The organism is Leifsonia sp. fls2-241-R2A-40a (assembly GCF_030209575.1).
GTDB lineage: Bacteria > Actinomycetota > Actinomycetes > Actinomycetales > Microbacteriaceae > Leifsonia.
The window spans coordinates 431,549-450,409 of record NZ_JARVRS010000001.1 but is presented as its reverse complement, the minus strand read 5'-3'; the positions used below and the strand labels follow the sequence as shown (position 1 = coordinate 450,409).

Annotated in this window: 16 protein-coding genes; 10 read left to right on the top strand and 6 right to left on the bottom strand. The window is 69.8% G+C overall.

All coding sequences use genetic code 11. The features are described from left to right. Window positions 1-5 precede the first annotated feature (5 nt). From QRN40_RS02270 to QRN40_RS02255, 4 genes are read right to left on the bottom strand one after another with little or no spacing between them, the layout of a single operon-like run. On the bottom strand, window positions 6-1,013 hold the full coding sequence (locus QRN40_RS02270; protein ID WP_285113859.1) for an AAA family ATPase: 1,008 nt from the start codon (window positions 1,011-1,013) through the stop codon (window positions 6-8). Continuing rightward, window positions 1,010-2,320, bottom strand: a complete 1,311-nt coding sequence (locus QRN40_RS02265) for a DUF4350 domain-containing protein (RefSeq protein ID WP_285113858.1) — start codon at window positions 2,318-2,320, stop codon at window positions 1,010-1,012. The genes QRN40_RS02270 and QRN40_RS02265 overlap by 4 nt, the downstream gene beginning before the upstream one ends. Next, complete coding sequence (locus QRN40_RS02260; protein ID WP_285113857.1) at window positions 2,317-2,955, bottom strand: DUF4129 domain-containing protein; 639 nt, start codon at window positions 2,953-2,955, stop codon at window positions 2,317-2,319. The genes QRN40_RS02265 and QRN40_RS02260 overlap by 4 nt, the downstream gene beginning before the upstream one ends. A gap of 5 nt (window positions 2,956-2,960) precedes the next feature. Next, complete coding sequence (locus QRN40_RS02255) at window positions 2,961-4,235, bottom strand: DUF7847 domain-containing protein (protein WP_285113856.1); 1,275 nt, start codon at window positions 4,233-4,235, stop codon at window positions 2,961-2,963. Between the two features lie 184 nt (window positions 4,236-4,419). On the opposite strand from QRN40_RS02255, the gene mtrA reads away from it, so the two are divergent. The 6 genes from mtrA (at window position 4,420) to secA (ending at window position 13,133) form a co-directional block, all read left to right on the top strand. Next, a complete protein-coding gene (gene mtrA / locus QRN40_RS02250) occupies window positions 4,420-5,103 on the top strand; it encodes an MtrAB system response regulator MtrA (RefSeq protein WP_285113855.1) in 684 nt (227 codons plus the stop codon). Between the two features lie 16 nt (window positions 5,104-5,119). Then, window positions 5,120-6,751 (top strand): MtrAB system histidine kinase MtrB, encoded by a 1,632-nt coding sequence (gene mtrB / locus QRN40_RS02245; protein WP_285113854.1) that lies wholly within the window; start codon window positions 5,120-5,122, stop codon window positions 6,749-6,751. Continuing rightward, window positions 6,748-8,466 (top strand): LpqB family beta-propeller domain-containing protein, encoded by a 1,719-nt coding sequence (locus QRN40_RS02240; RefSeq protein ID WP_285113853.1) that lies wholly within the window; start codon window positions 6,748-6,750, stop codon window positions 8,464-8,466. The genes mtrB and QRN40_RS02240 overlap by 4 nt, the downstream gene beginning before the upstream one ends. Window positions 8,467-8,553: 87 nt before the next feature. Next, window positions 8,554-9,291, top strand: a complete 738-nt coding sequence (locus QRN40_RS02235; RefSeq protein WP_285113852.1) for a ComF family protein — start codon at window positions 8,554-8,556, stop codon at window positions 9,289-9,291. A gap of 93 nt (window positions 9,292-9,384) precedes the next feature. After that, window positions 9,385-10,086 carry a ribosome hibernation-promoting factor, HPF/YfiA family gene (gene hpf, locus QRN40_RS02230; RefSeq protein WP_285113851.1) on the top strand — a complete coding sequence of 234 codons (702 nt, stop codon included), beginning with the start codon at window positions 9,385-9,387 and terminating at the stop codon, window positions 10,084-10,086. A 236-nt stretch (window positions 10,087-10,322) separates the two neighbouring features. Next, complete coding sequence (secA, locus tag QRN40_RS02225; RefSeq protein WP_285113850.1) at window positions 10,323-13,133, top strand: preprotein translocase subunit SecA; 2,811 nt, start codon at window positions 10,323-10,325, stop codon at window positions 13,131-13,133. A 114-nt stretch (window positions 13,134-13,247) separates the two neighbouring features. Here the strand turns inward: secA and QRN40_RS02220 are convergent, their stop codons facing one another. Beyond that, on the bottom strand, window positions 13,248-13,718 hold the full coding sequence (locus QRN40_RS02220) for an Rv3235 family protein (RefSeq protein WP_285113849.1): 471 nt from the start codon (window positions 13,716-13,718) through the stop codon (window positions 13,248-13,250). 158 nt (window positions 13,719-13,876) lie between these two features. Here QRN40_RS02220 and QRN40_RS02215 point away from each other — a divergent pair, with 158 nt between their 5' ends. Further along, complete coding sequence (locus QRN40_RS02215; protein WP_285113848.1) at window positions 13,877-15,370, top strand: sensor histidine kinase; 1,494 nt, start codon at window positions 13,877-13,879, stop codon at window positions 15,368-15,370. Between the two features lie 168 nt (window positions 15,371-15,538). On the opposite strand, the gene QRN40_RS02210 is transcribed toward QRN40_RS02215, so the two are convergent. Beyond that, window positions 15,539-15,787: a WhiB family transcriptional regulator gene (locus QRN40_RS02210; RefSeq protein ID WP_018190103.1), complete on the bottom strand. Its 249-nt coding sequence runs from the start codon at window positions 15,785-15,787 to the stop codon at window positions 15,539-15,541. Window positions 15,788-16,012: 225 nt separating this feature from the next. On the opposite strand from QRN40_RS02210, the gene QRN40_RS02205 reads away from it, so the two are divergent. From QRN40_RS02205 to QRN40_RS02195, 3 genes are read left to right on the top strand one after another with little or no spacing between them, the layout of a single operon-like run. After that, window positions 16,013-16,474: a hypothetical protein gene (locus QRN40_RS02205; RefSeq protein ID WP_285113847.1), complete on the top strand. Its 462-nt coding sequence runs from the start codon at window positions 16,013-16,015 to the stop codon at window positions 16,472-16,474. Between the two features lie 36 nt (window positions 16,475-16,510). After that, entirely contained in the window at window positions 16,511-17,305 is a 795-nt protein-coding gene (locus QRN40_RS02200) for a DUF1684 domain-containing protein (protein ID WP_285113846.1), read from the top strand. 37 nt (window positions 17,306-17,342) lie between these two features. Further along, window positions 17,343-18,842: an ABC transporter substrate-binding protein gene (locus tag QRN40_RS02195; RefSeq protein WP_285113845.1), complete on the top strand. Its 1,500-nt coding sequence runs from the start codon at window positions 17,343-17,345 to the stop codon at window positions 18,840-18,842. Window positions 18,843-18,861: the final 19 nt, after the last annotated feature.

Sequence of the window (18,861 nt, the reverse complement as noted above, 5' to 3'; positions counted from 1 at the left end):
GCGGCCTAGATCGGGACCTGGACCTGCTGGAGGATCGAGCGCAGGATCGCGTCGGCGCCGACACCTTCCAGTTCGGCCTCGGGCCGCAGCTGGATCCGGTGGCGCCAGACCGGCACGAGCATCGCCTGCACGTGGTCCGGGGTGATCGACTCGTAGCCGGAGAGCCACGCCCACGCCTTCGCCGCGGCGAGGAGAGCCGTGGTTCCTCGCGGGCTCACGCCCAGCCGGACCGAGGGACTGTTCCGGGTCGCGCGTGCGAGGTCGACGATGTACGCCAGCACATCCGGATTCGCGCCGACGGCAGCAGCCGACTCGCGCGCGGCGTGCAGTTCGGCCGCGCCGAGGACGGGGGAGACGCCCGCGCCGGCGAGGTCGCGCGGGTTGAACCCCGCCGCGTGACGCCGCAGCACTTCCACCTCGAGCTCGCGCTCCGGGACCTCGAGCGTGAGCTTCAGCAGGAAGCGGTCGAGCTGCGCCTCGGGCAGGGCGTACGTGCCCTCGTACTCGATCGGGTTCTGGGTCGCCGCCACGATGAACGGGTCGGGGAGCCGTCGGCTCACGCCGTCGACGCTCACCTGGCGCTCTTCCATGGCCTCCAGCAGCGCGGACTGCGTCTTCGGGGGCGTCCGGTTGATCTCGTCCGCGAGCAGGATGTTGGTGAACACCGGTCCTTCGCGGAACACGAACCCACCGGTCTGGGCGTCGTACACCAGAGATCCGGTCACGTCGCCGGGCATGAGGTCCGGCGTGAACTGCACGCGCTTGGTGTCGAGGCTGAGCGCCTGGCTCAGCGACCGGACGAGCAGGGTCTTGGCCACACCGGGCACACCCTCCAGCAGGACGTGCCCGCGCGCGAGCAGGGCGATCATCAGACCGGTGACCGCGCCGTCCTGGCCGACCACGGCCTTGCCCACCTCGGCGCGCACCGCCGCCAAAGCAGAGCGCAGGCGTGCGGCGTCGCCGGCGGCGGGGGTGGAAGCGGGGAACCCGGTTCCTGTCGTGACGTCTGTCATGCATCCATTCTTCCGGTCGGGCCCGCGGTGGGCGTGACGGCTGCGGCGGTGGCTCGTTCGAGCTCCGCGAGATCGTCGGAGAGCGCGATGAGGTCGCGGTCGGTCTGCGGCACGCGATCGAGCAGGATGTCGCGGAGCGCGGCCCGGTCGCGGCGGAGCAGCCCGGCGACGGTGTCGGCCACCTCGCTCGTGGTCGCGGTCGTCGGCAGCCCGACGAGTGCGGAGAGCCGGCCGATCGTCCCGACGCGGAGCGCATCCGCCGCGCGCAGCCGTGCCGAGGAGCGCTGGTAGAGGCGGGCCCGGCCCTCGCGGGTCTCGCCGGCGCGCACCACCACCGGCAGGTTCTCGACGACGAGCGGGCCGAAGCGACGGCCGCGCCAGATCGCGGCCGCCACGAAGACCACGAGGAGGAGGAGCATCACCGGCGTGACCCAGCCCGGCGTCAGCGCACCGATGTCCGGAGGTCCGGTGACCGGCCGGTCGCCGACCGACGGCAGGTACCAGACGAGCGTGCGGTGAGCGCCGAGCAGGTTCAGCGCGAGCGCGGCGTTTCCCAGCCGGTCGACGCCGTCGTTGGTGAGCACGGACCCTGAGCCAAGGAGGTACGCGGTCGAGTCGTCGAAGGTGGTGCGCACCAGCGACGCGTGGTCGTCCCGGTCGCTGAAGCAGGCGAGAGCGTCGCCCGACACCCGGAAGGTACCGGGCAGCACGATCCCTTCCGTTCCGGGAGTCGTGCGGGGGTCGATGCGTTCGGCCCGCTCCGCCGCCGGCACGGTGCACCCCGCGGTAACGGTGCCTCGCGGCGCCCCGGCCGCGCTGACGTCGGGTGCCACCGTCTGCAGCGCGCGGAAACCGGGCTCGACGAGGACGAGGGTGCGGCCGTCTCCGGCGAGCCGACGGTACCCGTCGGCCGGGAGGTTCCCGTCGGGATCGAAGATGAGCACCGTCGAATCGTCAGCGGCGGCCGCTTGCGCAGCGGCCAAGGTCGTCACGGACTGCACGTCGACGCCCCGCTCGCGCAGCACCTGGGCGACGGCCTTCGCTCCCGCGGGCGCCGCGTTGGCGGCGTCGAGGGGGGTTCCGGCCCCGACGCGACCCCCGGTCAGCAGGATGCCGCCGAGGGCGATGAGCACCGCGATCGCGGCGAGCACGATCCACGGAACGGCGCGACGAGCGGTCTGTCGCACCGTGGGGGAGAGGGCGGCGGCGTTGGTGTCCGTGCCTCGGCCGGAGGAGCCGTCCGCAGGTGCGTCCGCCTTTCGGACGGGTGCCTGCGCCGGCGCGGGGGCGGGCGGGGGCGCGGTCACGCGACCACCTGCGGCGCCGGGACGCGGACGCCCTGAAGTCGCTGATCGAGACCCACGAGGAGCTGGTACGAGCCCTCGGATCCGGGCCGGTCGAGGTACCGCACCTCGTCGAAGACGCGCGCGGCCCGTCGCAGCGCCTCTCCTTCTCCCGGCGCGATGCGGGCGGCCTGCTGCGCGAACTCCGTCGCGGTGGTACCCGGGGTCACGTGAACGAGTGTCCGCTCGTCGAGCGCGGCCGCGATGGCGCGGAACTGCTCCTCGACGGCCACGACCCAGTCGCCAGAACGCGCGGCCCGCTCCGCCGCGGCGCGGAGGTCGGAGGCGGTGCGCCCGTCCTCGACCCCGAACAGCGACCGGCGGTCGATGGCCGAGCGACGGTTTCTTCGGGGCCGACCGAAGATGAAGAAGGCGGCCACGATCAGGCCGGCGAGGATCAGCAGGACGATCAGGGGGAGGAGCGGACCGCCGTTGCCGCCCGGACCCTGGAACAGCGACGCGATCCAGTCCTGCACCGCTTTCGAGGCGACGTCGAACCAGGTCGGCTTGGCCGCCTGGTACTCCGGGCGCGCCAGTTCGTCGCGCAGCCACTCCTGTGCCTCCGGCGAACTCGGGTCCACCGGGATCTCGAGATGCATCACGATCAGCCGGCGGGCCACCCGGCCGTCGGCGCCGCGGGCTGTGCTGCGGGCGGGAGGTACGGGTCCGGGAGCTCCTGACCGGTCTGGCGCGCCTCCACGAAGCGCACCAGCTCGAGGTCCAGCCCCTCCTTGCGCATCCGCAGATCGAGGTAGAGGAGGGAGACGGCCGCCGTCTGGATGACGCTGCCGATCGCTCCGACGATGCCGGTCACGATGCTGGACACCACATTGACGCTCAGCTGCGCGACGAGGACCTGCGTCAGCGAGTCGGACGTGCTCGCCGACGTCGGTGCGAAGACGCCGCCCACGAGGCCGCCGATGATGCCGAACGGGATGGCGACGGTCTGGGTGATCGCATACACGATGACCCAGACCAGCAGGATGATGCCGAGCGTCCGCCAGTAGAAGCCCGTGGTGAGCCGCCAGGAGCGGGCGACGGCCGCGGTGAGCGACAGCCGCTCCAGCACGATCACGCTGGGGACCATGGCGAGCTTCGTGTTCACCCAGAAGGCGAGGACGATCAGCGCGAGGCCGCCGAAGATGCCGACGAGCACCGCTCCGATCGTCCCGGCGGGACCGCCGATCATCGCGAGGGCGACGATCACGGCGATCACGAGGGCGAACGCGACGATCCAGGCGAGGGCGAGGAGCATGGTCCAGCCGATGAGCGCGCCGATCCGGCCGCGGATCGACTGCCACAGCGCCCGGAAAGTGAGCTTCTCACCGAGGGACTCGCGCGCGACGTCGGCGACGATGACGCCCTGCAGCAGGGCACTGAAGACCGTCGTGATGACGAGCGAGAGGACGGCGAGCACGATGGTGCCGCCGACGAGCCCGGCACGGAGCGTCGGCTGATCCTCCAGCTCACCGGAGACCACGCGTCCGACCAGGAGCGCGACACCGCCGGCGATCAGGACGGAGACGACGATCGACGGGATGCCCTGGAGCAGCAGCGCAGCACCCACCGTGATGCGGGGGTTGCGCCGGAGCGCCTGGAAGGGTCCCGCGAGCAGCGGTCCGAGCGTGAGAGGACGGAGCGGGATGAGGCCGGGCTTCGGCGGAGGCGTCCAGGCGGGCTGGGCGCCGGCAGGGTACGGCTGCTGCCCGTACGGCTGCTGCTGCCACCCGGGCTGCTGCTGCCATCCGGGCTGCGGCGCGTACTGCCCGTACTGCGGCTGCTGCGGCTGCTGCGGCGCTTGCGGCTGCTGCGGCTGGCCTTCCGGCGCGGGCGTCTGCCCCGATGCGCCGGGCGCCTGCCAGTTCTGTTCGTCGCTCACGCCGTGCCCTTCCGTCCCCCGCGTCGTGCGTTGGTCCCATGCTGGCACATCGCTCCGCGGCGCGGTGGCCCTTCCACAGGGCACGCAAGGCTTTCATTCAAGCCCGTAGCAGGCGACTCCATTACGCTGGTCATGTCACTTCACGGCCTGAGGCCGCTCGAGAGGGGTTCGGGGAACTTCGCACATGACTAGTCGCATCCTGGTGGTCGACGACGACACCGCCCTTGCGGAGATGATCGGCATCGTGCTCCGCACCGAGGGATACGACCCCGTGTTCTGCGAAGACGGCGCCCTGGCGGTCGACACCTTCCGGTCGTCGAAGCCCGACCTCGTCCTGCTCGATCTGATGCTCCCCGGCATGGACGGCATCGAGGTGTGCGGCCGCATCCGCTCGGAGTCCGGCACCCCGATCATCATGCTCACCGCGAAGTCCGACACCGCCGACGTCGTCAAAGGCCTCGAATCGGGCGCCGACGACTACATGGTCAAGCCCTTCAACCCGAAGGAGCTCGTCGCCCGCATCCGCACGCGGCTGCGTCCAGCCCCCGTCGCACCGCCCGCCGACGAGCTCAGCGTCGGCGACCTCGTCGTCGACGTGGCCGGCCACGAGGTCCGCCGCGGCGACACCCGCATCGCCCTGACGCCCCTCGAATTCGACCTGCTGCTCGCGCTCGCCTCCAAGCCGCAGCAGGTCTTCACCCGCGAGATGCTGCTGGAGCAGGTCTGGGGCTACCACTACAAGGCCGACACCCGCCTGGTGAACGTCCACGTGCAGCGCCTGCGGGCCAAGGTCGAGCAGGACCCGGACAACCCGAAGATCGTCATGACCGTGCGCGGGGTCGGCTACCGCGCCGGCACGGCCGCCTGACCGGCGGAGGCTCGGGATGCGCTGGTGGCCGACGCGGGACTGGTGGCGGCAGGCGCCGTCACGTCTCGCACGCCTGTGGCGCACCTCGCTGCAGTTGCGGACGGTCGCCATCACCCTCCTGCTGACCGGCGTCGCGATCCTGGTCACCGGCGTCTACATGGCGCTCAGCATCAGCAACGACCTGTACCAGTCGCGGCTCGACCAGGCGCTCCGGGACTCCAGCCGGGCGACCACGACGGCGCAGTCCACGCTCAACGCGTCGGACGTGTCCTCGGGGGATGCCGGCAAGAACCTGCTGAACACCGTGCTGCAGAGCGTGCAGGCCTCGACCTCGAGCCGGCTGGTGGCCGCCTACCGCGTCCCCGGCCAGGACACCGGCATCCTCGCGCCTCCCGATCGCGGGAGCCCCGCCATCAACTCGGTCATCTCTCCCGAGCTGCGCGAGAAGGTGCAGAACGGCGGAACGAAGCAGTACTACCAGTCCGTTGCGCTGCCCGCCGCCGGGGACACCGATCCCGGCATCGTTGTCGGATCGCAGCTGACGCTGCCGTCCTACGGCAAGTACGAGCTCTACATCGGCTACAACCTGCGCGACTCCGAGAACACGCTGCTGTTCGTGCAGAACACCCTGCTGCTCGCGGGGCTCGCGCTCATCCTCCTCATCGGTGCGATCACCTGGGTGATCGTCCGCTTCGTGGTCGAGCCGATCCGCGTCGCCGCCCGCACCAGCGAGCGCCTCGCCGCCGGCGACCTGGCGGTGCGCATCCCGGAACGCGGTGAGGATGTGTTCGCGTCCCTCGCCCGCTCGTTCAACGGGATGGCGGACAGCCTGCAGAGCCAGATCAACCAGCTGGCGACCCTGTCGCAACTGCAGCAGCGATTCGTGTCGGACGTGTCGCACGAGCTCCGCACCCCGCTGACCACGATCCGCCTCGCCGGCGACGTCATCTACGACCAGCGCGAGGGGTTCGCTCCGGCGACCGCGCGGACGGCCGAGCTGCTGCACACCCAGATCGAGCGGTTCGACCGGCTGCTCTCCGACCTGCTCGAGATCAGCCGCTACGACGCCGGTTCGGTGGTGCTGGACGCCGAGCCGACCAACCTGGTGAGGCTCGCGGAGGACTGCGTGGAAGAGCTGCGCACCCTCTCCGAGCAGAACGGCTCCGAGCTCGCCCTGGACGCGCCCGGCGGGTACTTCGACGTTCCGATGGACCCGCGCCGCATCCGCCGCGTCGTGCGCAACCTGATCGGGAACGCGATCGAGCACGGCGAGGGCCGCCCGGTGATCGTCACCGTCGACAGCAACGAGACCGCCATCGCGCTCACAGTGCGCGACTACGGGATCGGCATGAACCCGCAGGACACCGGCCACGTCTTCGACCGGTTCTGGCGGGCCGATCCGTCGCGCAAGCGCACGCTCGGCGGCACCGGTCTCGGCCTCGCGATCTCGCTCGAGGACGCGACCCTGCACTCTGGCTGGCTGCAGGTCTGGTCGGCGCCGGGCGCGGGCTCGTGCTTCCGGCTGACGCTGCCGCGGGTGGTCGGGCGTGAGATCACCGCCTCCCCGCTGCCCCTTCCTCCGGCGGACGCCGGGGCGAGCATGCCGCACGGTGCGAGCACCCCGACCGGAAGCGAGACCCACGCATGACCCGGCGCAGGATGCTCCCGCGCACCGGCGCCGCACGGCTCGGGCTCGCGGCGCTGATGGCGCTGCTGCTGACCGCGCTCGCCGCCTGCGCGAGCATCCCCGACTCCGGGCCCGTCCGCCAGGGTGCACCGGTCGCCCAGGTCAACGACCCGCTCGACCTCGACTTCAACCCGTCACCGCCCGAGAAGGGCGCCAGCCAGCAGCGGATCGTGCAGGGCTTCATCGACGCAGCCTCCAGCCCGAAGAACAACTTCGCCATCGCCCGGGAGTACCTGACCCGGTCCATGGGCGCCAACTGGAACCCCGACGAGTCCGTGACGGTCGACGACGGCCGCAATCGCAGCTACGACGACCAGGGCGCGCTCTGGCGTGTGGAGGTCACCCCGGTGGCCAACGTGGATGCGGTGGGCACCTACCACCCCGTCGGCAGCACGGCCCCCGTCGGCCTGAACTACCAACTGGTCCGTGAGAACGGGGAGTGGCGGATCTCCGTCGCCCCGGACGGTGTCGTCATCGACGACCCGACGTTCCGGGCGGTGTTCGCGCAGCAGACGCTCTACTTCTACAGCCCCGGGTATGCGTACCTCGTCCCCGACGCGCGCTGGTTCCCGGCACGCGTCGCCTCGGCGGCGACCCGGGTCGCCTCCTCCGTGCTGGCGGGACCAGCGCCGTGGCTGACCGGGGCGGTGACCTCGTCGTTCCCGAAGGGGACGCAGCTCGCCGTGCCGTCGGTGACGACATCCGGCGGGGTGGCGCACGTCGACCTGAGTTCCGAGGCCGCCCAGGCCGATCCGGCACAGCTGCAGCGGATGCAGTACCAGCTGGAGCAGTCGCTCGGCAGCCTCGCCCAGAACGTCCAGCTGTCGATCGAGGGCAACGTCCAGCAGGTCCCGTCGTTGAACACCTCGGCGCTGCCGGTCAGGAATCCGCCGGTCGACTCCCGTCCCTTCGTCGCGCGCGGCGACGTCTTCGGCCCGCTCAACGGAGAGTCCGTCACCGCGCTCAACGGACTGAGCGACAAGGTCGCGGCGCTGCACCCGAGTGCGATCACCCTGAGCGCCTCGCACGAGCAGGCCGCCGTGCTGTCTCAGGGCGGCATCTACTCGGTGCGGAGGACGGGCGACCCGGTGCGCGTGGACGCGCGGGCCGGGCTCATCGGCCCGACGCTGGATGCGAACGGATGGGTCTGGTCGGTTCCCGCCGCGAGCCCCAACGCCATCCAGGTCTCGGGCGCAGGAGGAAGCGACGTGCATCCCGTCGCCGCTGCGTGGCCGAATGCGACGTCCATCCTCTCGCTCGCGGTGTCCCGCGACGGGACCCGGGTGGCCGCACTGCTGAAGACGACGACCGGCTACTCGCTGATGGCGGCCGGGATCGTCCGCGGCGGCAATGCGACGCCGACCTCCCTCACCGAGCCGATCGAGCTCGCCGTGCCGAGCTCGGCGCCGCGCTCGGCGGCGTGGACGAGCGACCTCACCATCGCGGTGCTGAGCGCCACCAACGGCGAGGCGACGACGATCACGCAGCAGGCCGTTGGCGGCGAGCAGACCACCACCTCCGGGCCGGCGAGCGGCCGGGTCATCGTCGGCGCGGCAGGGCTCGCGCCCTACGTCGTCCTCAGCGACGACGGCACACTGCTCGCGCCGACGGGAACCGGCTGGCAGGCGCAGACCGACAAGGTCGGTGCTGTGGCCGTGCAGCAGGGGCAGCCCTGATTCTCCACAGCCACCGCCGCTGACCGGTTCTCCACCGATCGAGGTCGCCCCGGCCGTCGCCCTCCGCCTGCCCGGGATGCTCGAGCCATGACAGTTCACACCCTGGTCCGCGAATCCCTCCTCGATGCGTCGGCGATCGTCCTCCCCGTCCGCTGTGCCGGCTGCCGCCGGCCCGATCGCTCGCTCTGCGAGCAGTGCGAGGAGGAATTGCGACCGACCACGCGCATGCACGCGGTCGGAGACATCCCGGTGTGGTCGGCGCTCACCTACGAGGGCATCCCGAGACGGGTGCTGCTCGCGTATAAAGACGGAGGCCGCGTGGAGCTGGCGCGGGCGCTCGCGCGTGCTCTGCGGTGCGTGGTGGCCGAAGCGCAGCGACAGGCGGCGCGGGGTGGTACGGCCGAGGGGTCGGCGCTGCTCCCCGTACTCATCCCGTCGACCCGTTCCGCTTGGCGACGCCGGGGCTATCACCCCACACGGTCGGTGCTGGCGCGGGCGCACATCCTGGTCCCGCCGCTGTGGCGGGCGCTCCGCCTGTCCCGCCAGACGGCTGATCAAGCGGGGCTGTCGGCGCCGGAGCGATCGGGCAACCGGCGGGGGAGCCTGGTGGCGTCCCCGCGGCTCGCCGGGCGCGACTGCCTGATCGTCGACGACATCGTCACGTCCGGCGCGACGATCCTCGAAGCCGCCCGCGCCATCCAGGTCGCCGGCGGGAGGGTGGCAGGCGCGGTCGCCCTCGCCCGCACGCCACTCCGGAATGGAGCAGCGGCTCAGGCAGCATCCAGCGGATCCATCGAGGATGCCGCGTGTTTTCCGGTTCCGTAACCGGCCCGGCAGCACTACGGTGGTCGAAAAGGCGCGAGCGATGCCGCCCTTCGTGATCCGGGCGGACGTTCACGCCGGAACAGGGAGGTCTCCATGGACATCACAATCATCGGACGCAACCTGGGCATCACCGACCGCTTCCGGGAGTACGCCACCGAGAAATCCGAGAAGGTGGCGCATCTGGCCGAAAGGGCGATCTCGTTCGAGATCAAGGTCAGCAGGCACAACGAGAAGATGGGCACCCAGAACGGCGACGACCGCGTCGAGCTCACGCTCGTCGGCCCTCGAGCCGTGGTGAGATCCGAGGCGACGGGGACGGACAAGTACGCCGCCTTCGACATCGCCCTCGGCAAGCTCCTGGAACGTGTACGTCGCGCGAAGGACCGCCGCAAGGTCCACCGCGGGCAGCACCGGCCCACCTCGCTGCGCGAGGCGAGCACCGACGGCTTCAGTGCGGTCGGCCTCGCGGCGGCGCCCGTCGCGGTGCTCGACCAGGTGCGCACCGGCTCCGTGCCGGCCCAGTCCGATGAGACGGCGGAGAACGCGGAGACGGAAGAGGAGTACAGCCCCGTCGTCATCCGCAAGAAGGTGTTCGCCTCCGTTCCGATGACCGTCGACGACGCTCTGTATTACATGGAGCTCGTCGGGCACGACTTCTATCTGTTCGTCGACCAGGAGACCAAGCGTCCGAGCGTCGTGTACCGCCGCAAGGGCTGGGACTACGGCGTGATCACGCTGGACGACGAGGCGGAGGAGCTGCAGGAGGCGGCGACCGCCGCCCGCAAGCTGGGCTGAGCGCCGGGCACTGAGCGGGAGCGTCGATGGTGGCCGCCCGGGCGGCGGCCGCCATCGACCCCTGCTGGCGCGCCGGCGGTGTCGAGCCGGCATCCAGGGTCCTCTCAGGACGGGCAGGTCCAACGTCAGGTCGGAACAAGTAGCATGTCCCTAGCGTCGGCGGAGTATGCCGTTCGGCGTGCGTCCGCCGGGGCGCCGGGCCACGAGCCCGACCGAGCGTAAGTGGAGTTCAATCAGTGGCCTCAGTTCTTGAGAAGGTCCTCCGCGTCGGCGAGGGTCGCACCCTCCGCCGCCTGGAGGCGTACGCGAAGGCGGTCAACGCCCTCGAAGACGATTTCAGCGAACTCACCGACGAGGAACTCGCGCACGAGACCGTCGAGTTGCGCGAGCGCTACGGCAACGGCGAGTCGCTCGACGACCTGCTCCCGGAGGCGTTCGCCGCGGTCCGCGAGGCCGCGAAGCGCACGCTGGGCATGCGGCACTTCGACGTGCAGATCATGGGAGGCGCGGCGCTGCACCTCGGCAACATCGCCGAGATGAAGACCGGTGAGGGCAAGACCCTCGTCGCCACCACCGCGGCGTACCTCAACGCCATCGCCAGCCGCGGCGTCCACGTCATCACGGTCAACGACTACCTGGCCAGCTACCAGTCGGAGCTGATGGGCCGCGTCTTCCGCGCGCTCGGCATGACGACCGGCGTGATCCTCGCCGGCCAGACACCGGAGGAGCGCCGCGAGCAGTACGCCGCCGACATCACCTACGGCACCAACAACGAGTTCGGGTTCGACTACCTGCGCGACAACATGGCGTGGCAGGCGAGCGACATGGTCCAGCGCGGCCACTTCTTCGCGATCGTCGACGAGGTCGACTCGATCCTCATCGACGAGGCCCGCACGCCGCTCATCATCTCCGGCCCCTCGTCGGGCGAGGCGAACCGCTGGTTCAACGAGTTCGCGAGCCTCGCGAAGCGCCTCACCCCGGACGAGGACTACGAGGTCGACGAGAAGAAGCGCACCGTCGGCGTGCTCGAGCCGGGAATCGAGAAGGTCGAGGACTACCTCGGCATCGACAACCTCTACGAGTCCGCGAACACTCCGCTGATCTCGTTCCTCAACAATGCGATCAAGGCCAACGCCCTGTTCAAGCGCGACAAGGACTACGTCGTCATGAACGGCGAGGTGCTGATCGTCGACGAGCACACGGGCCGCATCCTCGTCGGACGCCGCTACAACGAGGGCATCCACCAGGCGATCGAGGCGAAGGAGGGCGTCGAGGTCAAGGCCGAGAACCAGACCCTCGCCACCGTGACCCTGCAGAACTACTTCCGCCTCTACAAGAAGCTGTCGGGCATGACGGGTACGGCCGAGACCGAGGCCGCCGAGTTCATGAGCACCTACAAGCTGGGCGTCGTCCCCATCCCGACGAACAAGCCGATGCAGCGCATCGACCAGTCGGACCTCGTCTACAAGAACGAGAAGGCGAAGTTCGACCAGGTCGTCGAAGACATCGCCAAGCGGCACGAGAAGGGCCAGCCCGTGCTGGTCGGCACGACCTCGGTCGAGAAGAGCGAGTACCTCTCGCGTCTCCTCGCCAAGAAGGGCGTGCGCCACGAGGTGCTCAACGCGAAGAACCACGCGCGTGAGGCGGCGATCGTCGCCCAGGCCGGTCGGCTCGGCGCGGTCACCGTCGCCACGAACATGGCCGGTCGCGGTACCGACATCATGCTGGGCGGCAACTCGGAGTTCATCGCCGTCGCCGAGATGAACGCCCGCGGGCTGTCGCCGGTGGAGACGCCGGACGAGTACGAGGCCGCCTGGGACGACGTCTTCACCGCCGTCAAGGCGCAGGTCGCCGAAGAAGCCGAGAAGGTCGTCGCGGCGGGCGGGCTCTACGTGCTCGGAACCGAGCGCCACGAGTCGCGCCGCATCGACAACCAGCTCCGCGGCCGTTCCGGCCGTCAGGGCGACCCGGGCGAGAGCCGCTTCTACCTCTCGCTGACCGACGACCTGATGCGTCTGTTCAACTCCGGCGCAGCCGAGAGCCTGATGGGCCGCAGCAGCGTCCCGGACGACATGGCGATCGAGTCCAAGGTCGTCAGCCGGGCGATCCGCAGCGCGCAGTCGCAAGTGGAGGCGCGCAACGCCGAGATCCGCAAGAACGTCCTCAAGTACGACGACGTCCTCAACCGCCAGCGCGAGGCCATCTACAGCGACCGCCGCCACGTCCTCGAGGGCGACGACCTGCACGAGCGCGTGCAGCAGTTCCTGACCGACGTGATCGACGACATCCTCGACCAGCACACCGGCGAGGGCAGCGGCGACGACTGGGACTTCGACGCCCTCTGGGCCGAGCTCAAGACGCTCTACCCGATCGGCGTGAGCATCGACGAGGTCATCGCCGAGGCCGGCAACAAGGGCAGGATCAACCGCGACTTCATGCGCCGCGAGATCATGTCCGATGCCAAGCTCGCCTACCAGCGTCGCGAGGAGTCGCTCGGAGCCCCCGCGATGCGCGAGCTCGAGCGTCGCGTCGTGCTCTCGGTGATCGACCGCCGCTGGCGCGACCACCTCTACGAGATGGACTACCTGAAGGACGGCATCGGCCTCCGTGCCATGGCGCAGCGCGACCCGCTGGTCGAGTACCAGCGCGAGGGTTACGCGATGTTCCAGCAGATGATGGGCGCCATCCGGGAGGAGACCATCGGCTTCCTGTTCAACCTGGAGGTCGAGGTCAACCAGGCGCCGGGCGAGGTCGAGGCTCCGGCCGTGGCCGCGAAGGGTCTGGCCCCGAGCGAGAACGAGCCGAGGCTCAGCTACTCCGCACCGGCCGAGCAGGGCGGTGTCGAGGTGCGCAACCAGCGTGGCCAGCTGGAGCAGGCCGCCACGGCGAAGGCTCAGCGGGCGCAGGAGCAGCAGCAGACCGCGCCGGCGGTGGCTCCGGCTCAGGGCGCCACCCAGCGCGGTGCGTTCGGACAGCGTGTCGACTCCTCCGACGATGCAGCGCCGGTAAACCGCGCCGAGCGTCGGGCGCAGGCGAAGAAGCGCTGACGCCAGGACCAACCCTCTGACGCACGAATGGCGGCCCCGCGTGGGGCCGCCATTCGTCGTTTCGGACTCGTCTTCCGGAGCGGTCATTTCGTCCCGCCGGCAGCGGCCCAGCGGTCAGAGCACGTTGACCGCCGTCGCCCGCCAGCGCGTCCGGTGACGCTCCAGCCGGATGGCGACAGCGCGGGAGCGCCCCGGCTGATGCACCAGCACGACCGCTTCCACCACGCCCTCCGAGGGGGAGCTGATCACGGGCTCGCCGATCTGCATGCGCGGACGCAGGGTGTCCTCGGCCGAGTCGGCCCGGCCACGCGCACTGAGCATCGTGCGGCGGAGGAGATGGACGTACACCGAATCGCTCACCCAGCGGCCGATCTGGTCGAGGGAGCGGGCGCCGGCCAGGATCTCCACGACCGAGCGCGCCAGGTTGGAGCAGAGCGTCGACGGGCTGGGATCACCGATCTGCGGAATCTCGCCGCCGTGCCGTGAACTCCGGTTCGCACCGCCGCGGTGCGCCTCACATATCGGCGTCGCCGCGGTCGGACGGTCCGCAGGCGCGGTGGCTGGGGCGAGTGCACGGGGGTCCATGGTTGCTCCTCAAGAGGTGTGTCGGTGGTCCATGCTGAAATAGACCTGTGATATGTACGATCCCTTACTCAAGCAGGCGCGCGCCAACCGGGCCAGGGCATGAACGCTGTGTGGATAACTCGGGAGGCCCCCCGGAGGGCCCCGTTTAGGATGGGATGGTGTCAACGCTCAGCGATCTCGTCCACGCCCACGGCCGCTCCTCGGAGGAGGATGTCGAATGGCTGCACGGGCTGGTGGGCGACTGGCAGCTGATCGCCGACCTGGCATTCGCCGACATCGTGCTGTGGGTTCCCACCCGCGACGACGACTACGTCGCGGTCGCGCACGCGCGCCCGTCCTCCGCCGCGACGCTCTTCTACCGCGACTTCGTCGGCCAGCGGATCAAGCCCGAGTGGCGGCAGCAGGTCACCGACGCGTACCGGTCCAAGCAGATCATCGACACCTCGGCTCCCGACTGGTTCGAGGAGACGCCGACGCGCGTCCGGGCCGTCCCGGTCATCCGTCGCCTGTCGGTCCACTCCCCGCAGACGGCCGAGGAGCCGGTGGCGGTCATCACCCGGCACTCGAATCTCAGCGAGACGCGGACGCCGGGCCGTCAGGAGCTCACGTTCAACGAGTGCGCGAACGACCTCTTCAACATGATCGCCAGCGGCGACTTCCCCGACCTCGGTGCGCCGGCGGCCCCGCGCCGCGGCGCTCCCCGCGCGGCGGACGGCCTCATCCGGCTCGACGTGGACGGTACGACGACCTTCGCCAGCCCGAACGCCCTCAGCGCGTTCAACCGCATGGGCTTCACGGGCGAGCTCGAGGGGGAGTCCCTCGCCACGGTCACGACCGGCCTCCTGACCGGCACCATCACGGCCGACGAATCGCTGCCGCTGGTCGTCACGGGCCGAGCCCCGTGGCGGACGGACATCGAGGCGCGCGGCGTCACGGTGTCGCTGCGCGCCATCCCGATCCGCAACCGCGGGGAACGCGTGGGGGCGATCGTGCTCTGCCGCGACGTCTCCGAGCAGCGTCACCAGGAGCGCGAGCTCATCACGAAGGATGCGACGATCCGCGAGATCCACCACCGCGTCAAGAACAACCTGCAGACGGTGGCCTCGCTGCTGCGCATCCAGTCGCGGCGGACGCACTCGGAGGAGGCCCGCGAAGCCCTCAGTCAGGCGATGCGGCGCGTAGCGGCCATCGCCGTGGTGCACGACACCCTGTCGACCGGACTCGCGCAGATCGTCGACTTCGACGACGTGTTCGACCGCGTCCTCCTGCTGGTCGCCGAAGTGGCGGCGAGCCACACGACCACCGTCCACCCGAAGAAGTCGGGCACCTTCGGCCAGCTGCCCTCCGAGTACGCGACGCCGCTGGCGCTGGCGCTCACCGAACTCGTGACCAACGCCGTCGAGCACGGGCTCGCCGGCCGCGAGGGCCAGGTGGAGATCATCGCGCACCGGTCGGAGGAGTCGCTGACGGTCAAGGTCGTCGACAACGGCTCCGGCCTCCCCGAGGGGAAGGTCGGCTCAGGCCTCGGAACGCAGATCGTCCGCACGCTCATCCAGGGCGAGCTCGGCGGTGCGATCGACTGGCACACGATGATGGGCCAGGGGACCGAGGTCACCATCGAGGTCCCGCTGCGCTACCTCACCAAGCTCTGAGCTTCGAGCAGCCGGCCGCGGCCGGAAGCCGTCAGGCCCGGCAATGAAAGTGCCGAGGAGGCGCTCGGTGCTAGGTGTGTGAGCGCCGCCTCGGCGGTGTCGTACGCGCGGCAGAACCGGTCCGCGCCGACGTATGGTGCTGGGTCGTGCAGGTGGTGCGCTCGCGCGTCAGGAAGCGCGGCGGGCGCGGGCGGCGCGGCGCTTGAGAGCGCGACGCTCGTCCTCGGAGAGACCGCCCCACACGCCCGAGTCCTGTCCGGTCTCGAGGGCGTACTGCAGGCAAATCTCGGTAACGGTGCAGCGTGCGCAGACCGCCTTGGCCTTGTCGATCTGATCGACCGCCGGGCCGGTGTTGCCCACCGGGAAGAACAGCTCGGGGTCCGCGGTGAGGCAGGCGGCTTTGTCGCGCCAATCCATGAAGATGTGCTCCTTGTTTACTGGGGTTCCTGGCCTGAGGGGGCCATAGAATGCAGATAAGCAGTCGAGTAACAGGGTGCATAGATCCGTGGGGAATCAGACCTGCCCACGACCCTGTGAGCGTTAACTCGACCGTTGAACATGCTCCCATAGCAGTTATTCCGAATCAATAGTTTTGTATGGGATAACGCTGAGAACACGAGCCGGAAACGTCAGGATGCTATAGTGCCCGACCCCCAGAACGCCCCCGGGGCCACACCGTCGACCGGACCGGAGGGCGCGCACGTGCCTCCTGCGCGGTCGCCTCTGCTGATCGTGCTCGCCGCGATCCTCGCCCTCGAGGCGGTGCTGGTCGTCGCGCTCGCCGTGTGGCTGCTCGTCGAGCTGTTGACGGAGAAGCCGGCGTCGTACCCGTCGGCGGTCGCGATCGTCGTGCTCGTCTTCCTTGCGGCGGCCTGGGTCATCGCGACGCTCGCCGGGATCCTGCGGCGCCGCGGATGGGCGCGCGCCTCGGCGCTCACCATCCAGATCCTCCAGCTCGCGATCGCGGTGGGATGCTTCCAGGGGCTGTACGCGCAGCCTGTCCTCGGCTGGGCGCTCCTGGTGCCCGCGGTCATCGCGGGCCTCCTGGCCGTGTCGCCGGCCGTCGCGCGGGCCACCGCTCGCAACACGGAGCAACACGAATAGGCGCGAAGCGGGAACAAGCCCCACACTCGGATTGTTATGTCCGACATCGTGACTGATATCTCCACATCGCCCTCCGCCGTGTCCGCTTCCCGTCTGCTCGCTTCCCCGGCGCCCGCCTCCCCGGAGACCGTCGAGCGTGCGCGCGACGGATGGGACTCCTGGCGCGAGAGCCGACTCCGCGGCGTGACGGCTCCCACCGGCAACCTGGCCCTCATCGAGACGCGCTGGCTGCCGGACGGCGACACCACGACGGCGGAGCAGGCGCGAGAGGGTCTTCCCGAGACGGTCACGGCGACGCAGCTCACGCGCCGCAGCCTCGAGACGGGTGAGCTCGAGCGCGGCATCCGTCTGTGGGATGCGCAGTCGCCCGCCATCCGCGCGTTCGAGACCATCGACGTGTTCCCGTTCGATCCCGACTGGGTGATCGCGGCGACGTTCACGCCGGTCGGCGGGGACCGCACCATCCCGTTCGAGCACATGCGCGACAACGGTCTCAGCCGCGACCTCGTCGTTCCCGGCGACATCACCTTCGAGCGCGACGGCGTGGAGTACACGCTGAGCGCGTTCGACGACGACGGCACGCTGCTGCTCGTCTTCGGCGACCCCAGCAACGGCGCGGAGGGCGACGACGGCACGTACGCCTCGGGCCGCTTCCTCTTCGTGCAGCACGACGGCGATCGTGTCGTCCTCGACTTCAACCGGGCGTTCGTCCCGCCCTGCGGATTCTCCGATCAGTACAACTGTCCGCTGCCGCCGCGCAACAACCGTTTCCCCGTCGCGGTCACCGCGGGGGAGAAGCGCGTCGTTCTCCGCGGCGGCGTCCAGCACTGATCCACCGCACCCACACACACAGCACTGGAGTAACACCGTGAAGAAATCCTCCCTGTTCGCGACGCTTGCGATCGGCCTGGCCTCGGCTCTGGCACTCGCCGGCTGCGCGGGGGCGTCGTCGTCGTCCGCAGGCGGCGGCGACGCGACCATCGCGATCGGCTCGCTCTACGAGCCCGTCAACCTGGACAACACCGCCGGCGGCGGCCAGGGCGTCACCGAGGCGCTCAACGGCAACGTCTACGAGGGCCTGTTCAAGCTGACCGACGCGGGCAAGGTGGAGCCTCTCCTCGCCACCAAGTACACGGCCAGCGAGGACGGCCTGACCTACACGTTCACGCTGCGCGACGGAGTGAAGTTCCACTCCGGCAAGGCGCTCACCAGCGCTGACGTGAAGCGCAGCATCGAGCGTGTGACCGCGGACGACTCGCAGTCGGCGCGCAAGTCGCAGCTCGCCGTGATCTCGAAGATCGACACCCCCGACGACAAGACGGTCACCATCACGCTGTCCGCGCGGTCGATCTCGCTTCCGTACAACCTCAGCTACGTCTGGATCTACGGCCCGGGCACCTCCAGCTACAAGACCACGGAGGACGGGACCGGGCCCTACAAACTCGGCACGTGGAAGCGCGGCAGCTCGCTCAGCCTCGACCGCTGGAGCGGCTACTGGGGTCAGCAGGCGAAGAACAAGCAGGTCGAGTTCGACTACTTCACCGACGCCTCCGCCCTGTCGAACGCGCTGCAGACCAAGCAGGTCGACATCGTCACGAGCATCCAGAGCCCGGACGCCCTCAGCACTTTCAAGGGCAACAAGGACTACACGATCTCGAACGGCAAGTCGACGACCAAGGAGCTGCTGGCGTTCAACGACAAGGTCGCGCCGTTCGACAAGGCCGAGGTGCGCAAGGCCGTCTACTCCGCCATCGACACGAAGAAGCTGCTCAACTCCATCTGGGGCGACTACGGCACGCTGATCGGGTCCATGGTGCCGCCGAGCGACCCCTGGTACGAGGACCTCACCAAGGTGAACCCGTACGACGTCAACCTGGCGAAGAAGGAGCTGGCGGACGCCGGCTTCGCGAACGGCTTCAGCTTCACGCTCGACACCCCGACCTACGACCCGCACCCGGCCGTCGCGGAGTTCCTGAAGAGCGAGCTGGCGAAGGTCGGCGTCACCGTGAACATCAACTCCATCTCGGCGGACGAGTGGTACACGAAGGTGTTCAAGAACCACGACTTCCAGGCGACCCTGCAGGAGCACGTGAACGACCGTGACGTGGTCTGGTACGGCAACCCCGACTTCTACTGGGGCTACAACAACCCCCAGGTGACGAAGTGGGTGAACGAGGCCGAGCAGGCGAGCACGACCGCAGAGCAGACCGCCAAACTGAAGCAGGTCAACGAGCAGATCGCGAAGGATGCGGCCAGCGCCTGGCTGTACCTCTACCCGCAGATCGTCGTCGCCGACAGCTCGGTGAGCGGCTACCCGGTCAACGGCCTGAACTCGCAGTTCTTCGCCTACGACATCGTCAAGAAGTAGCAGTTCTCCACACCTGACG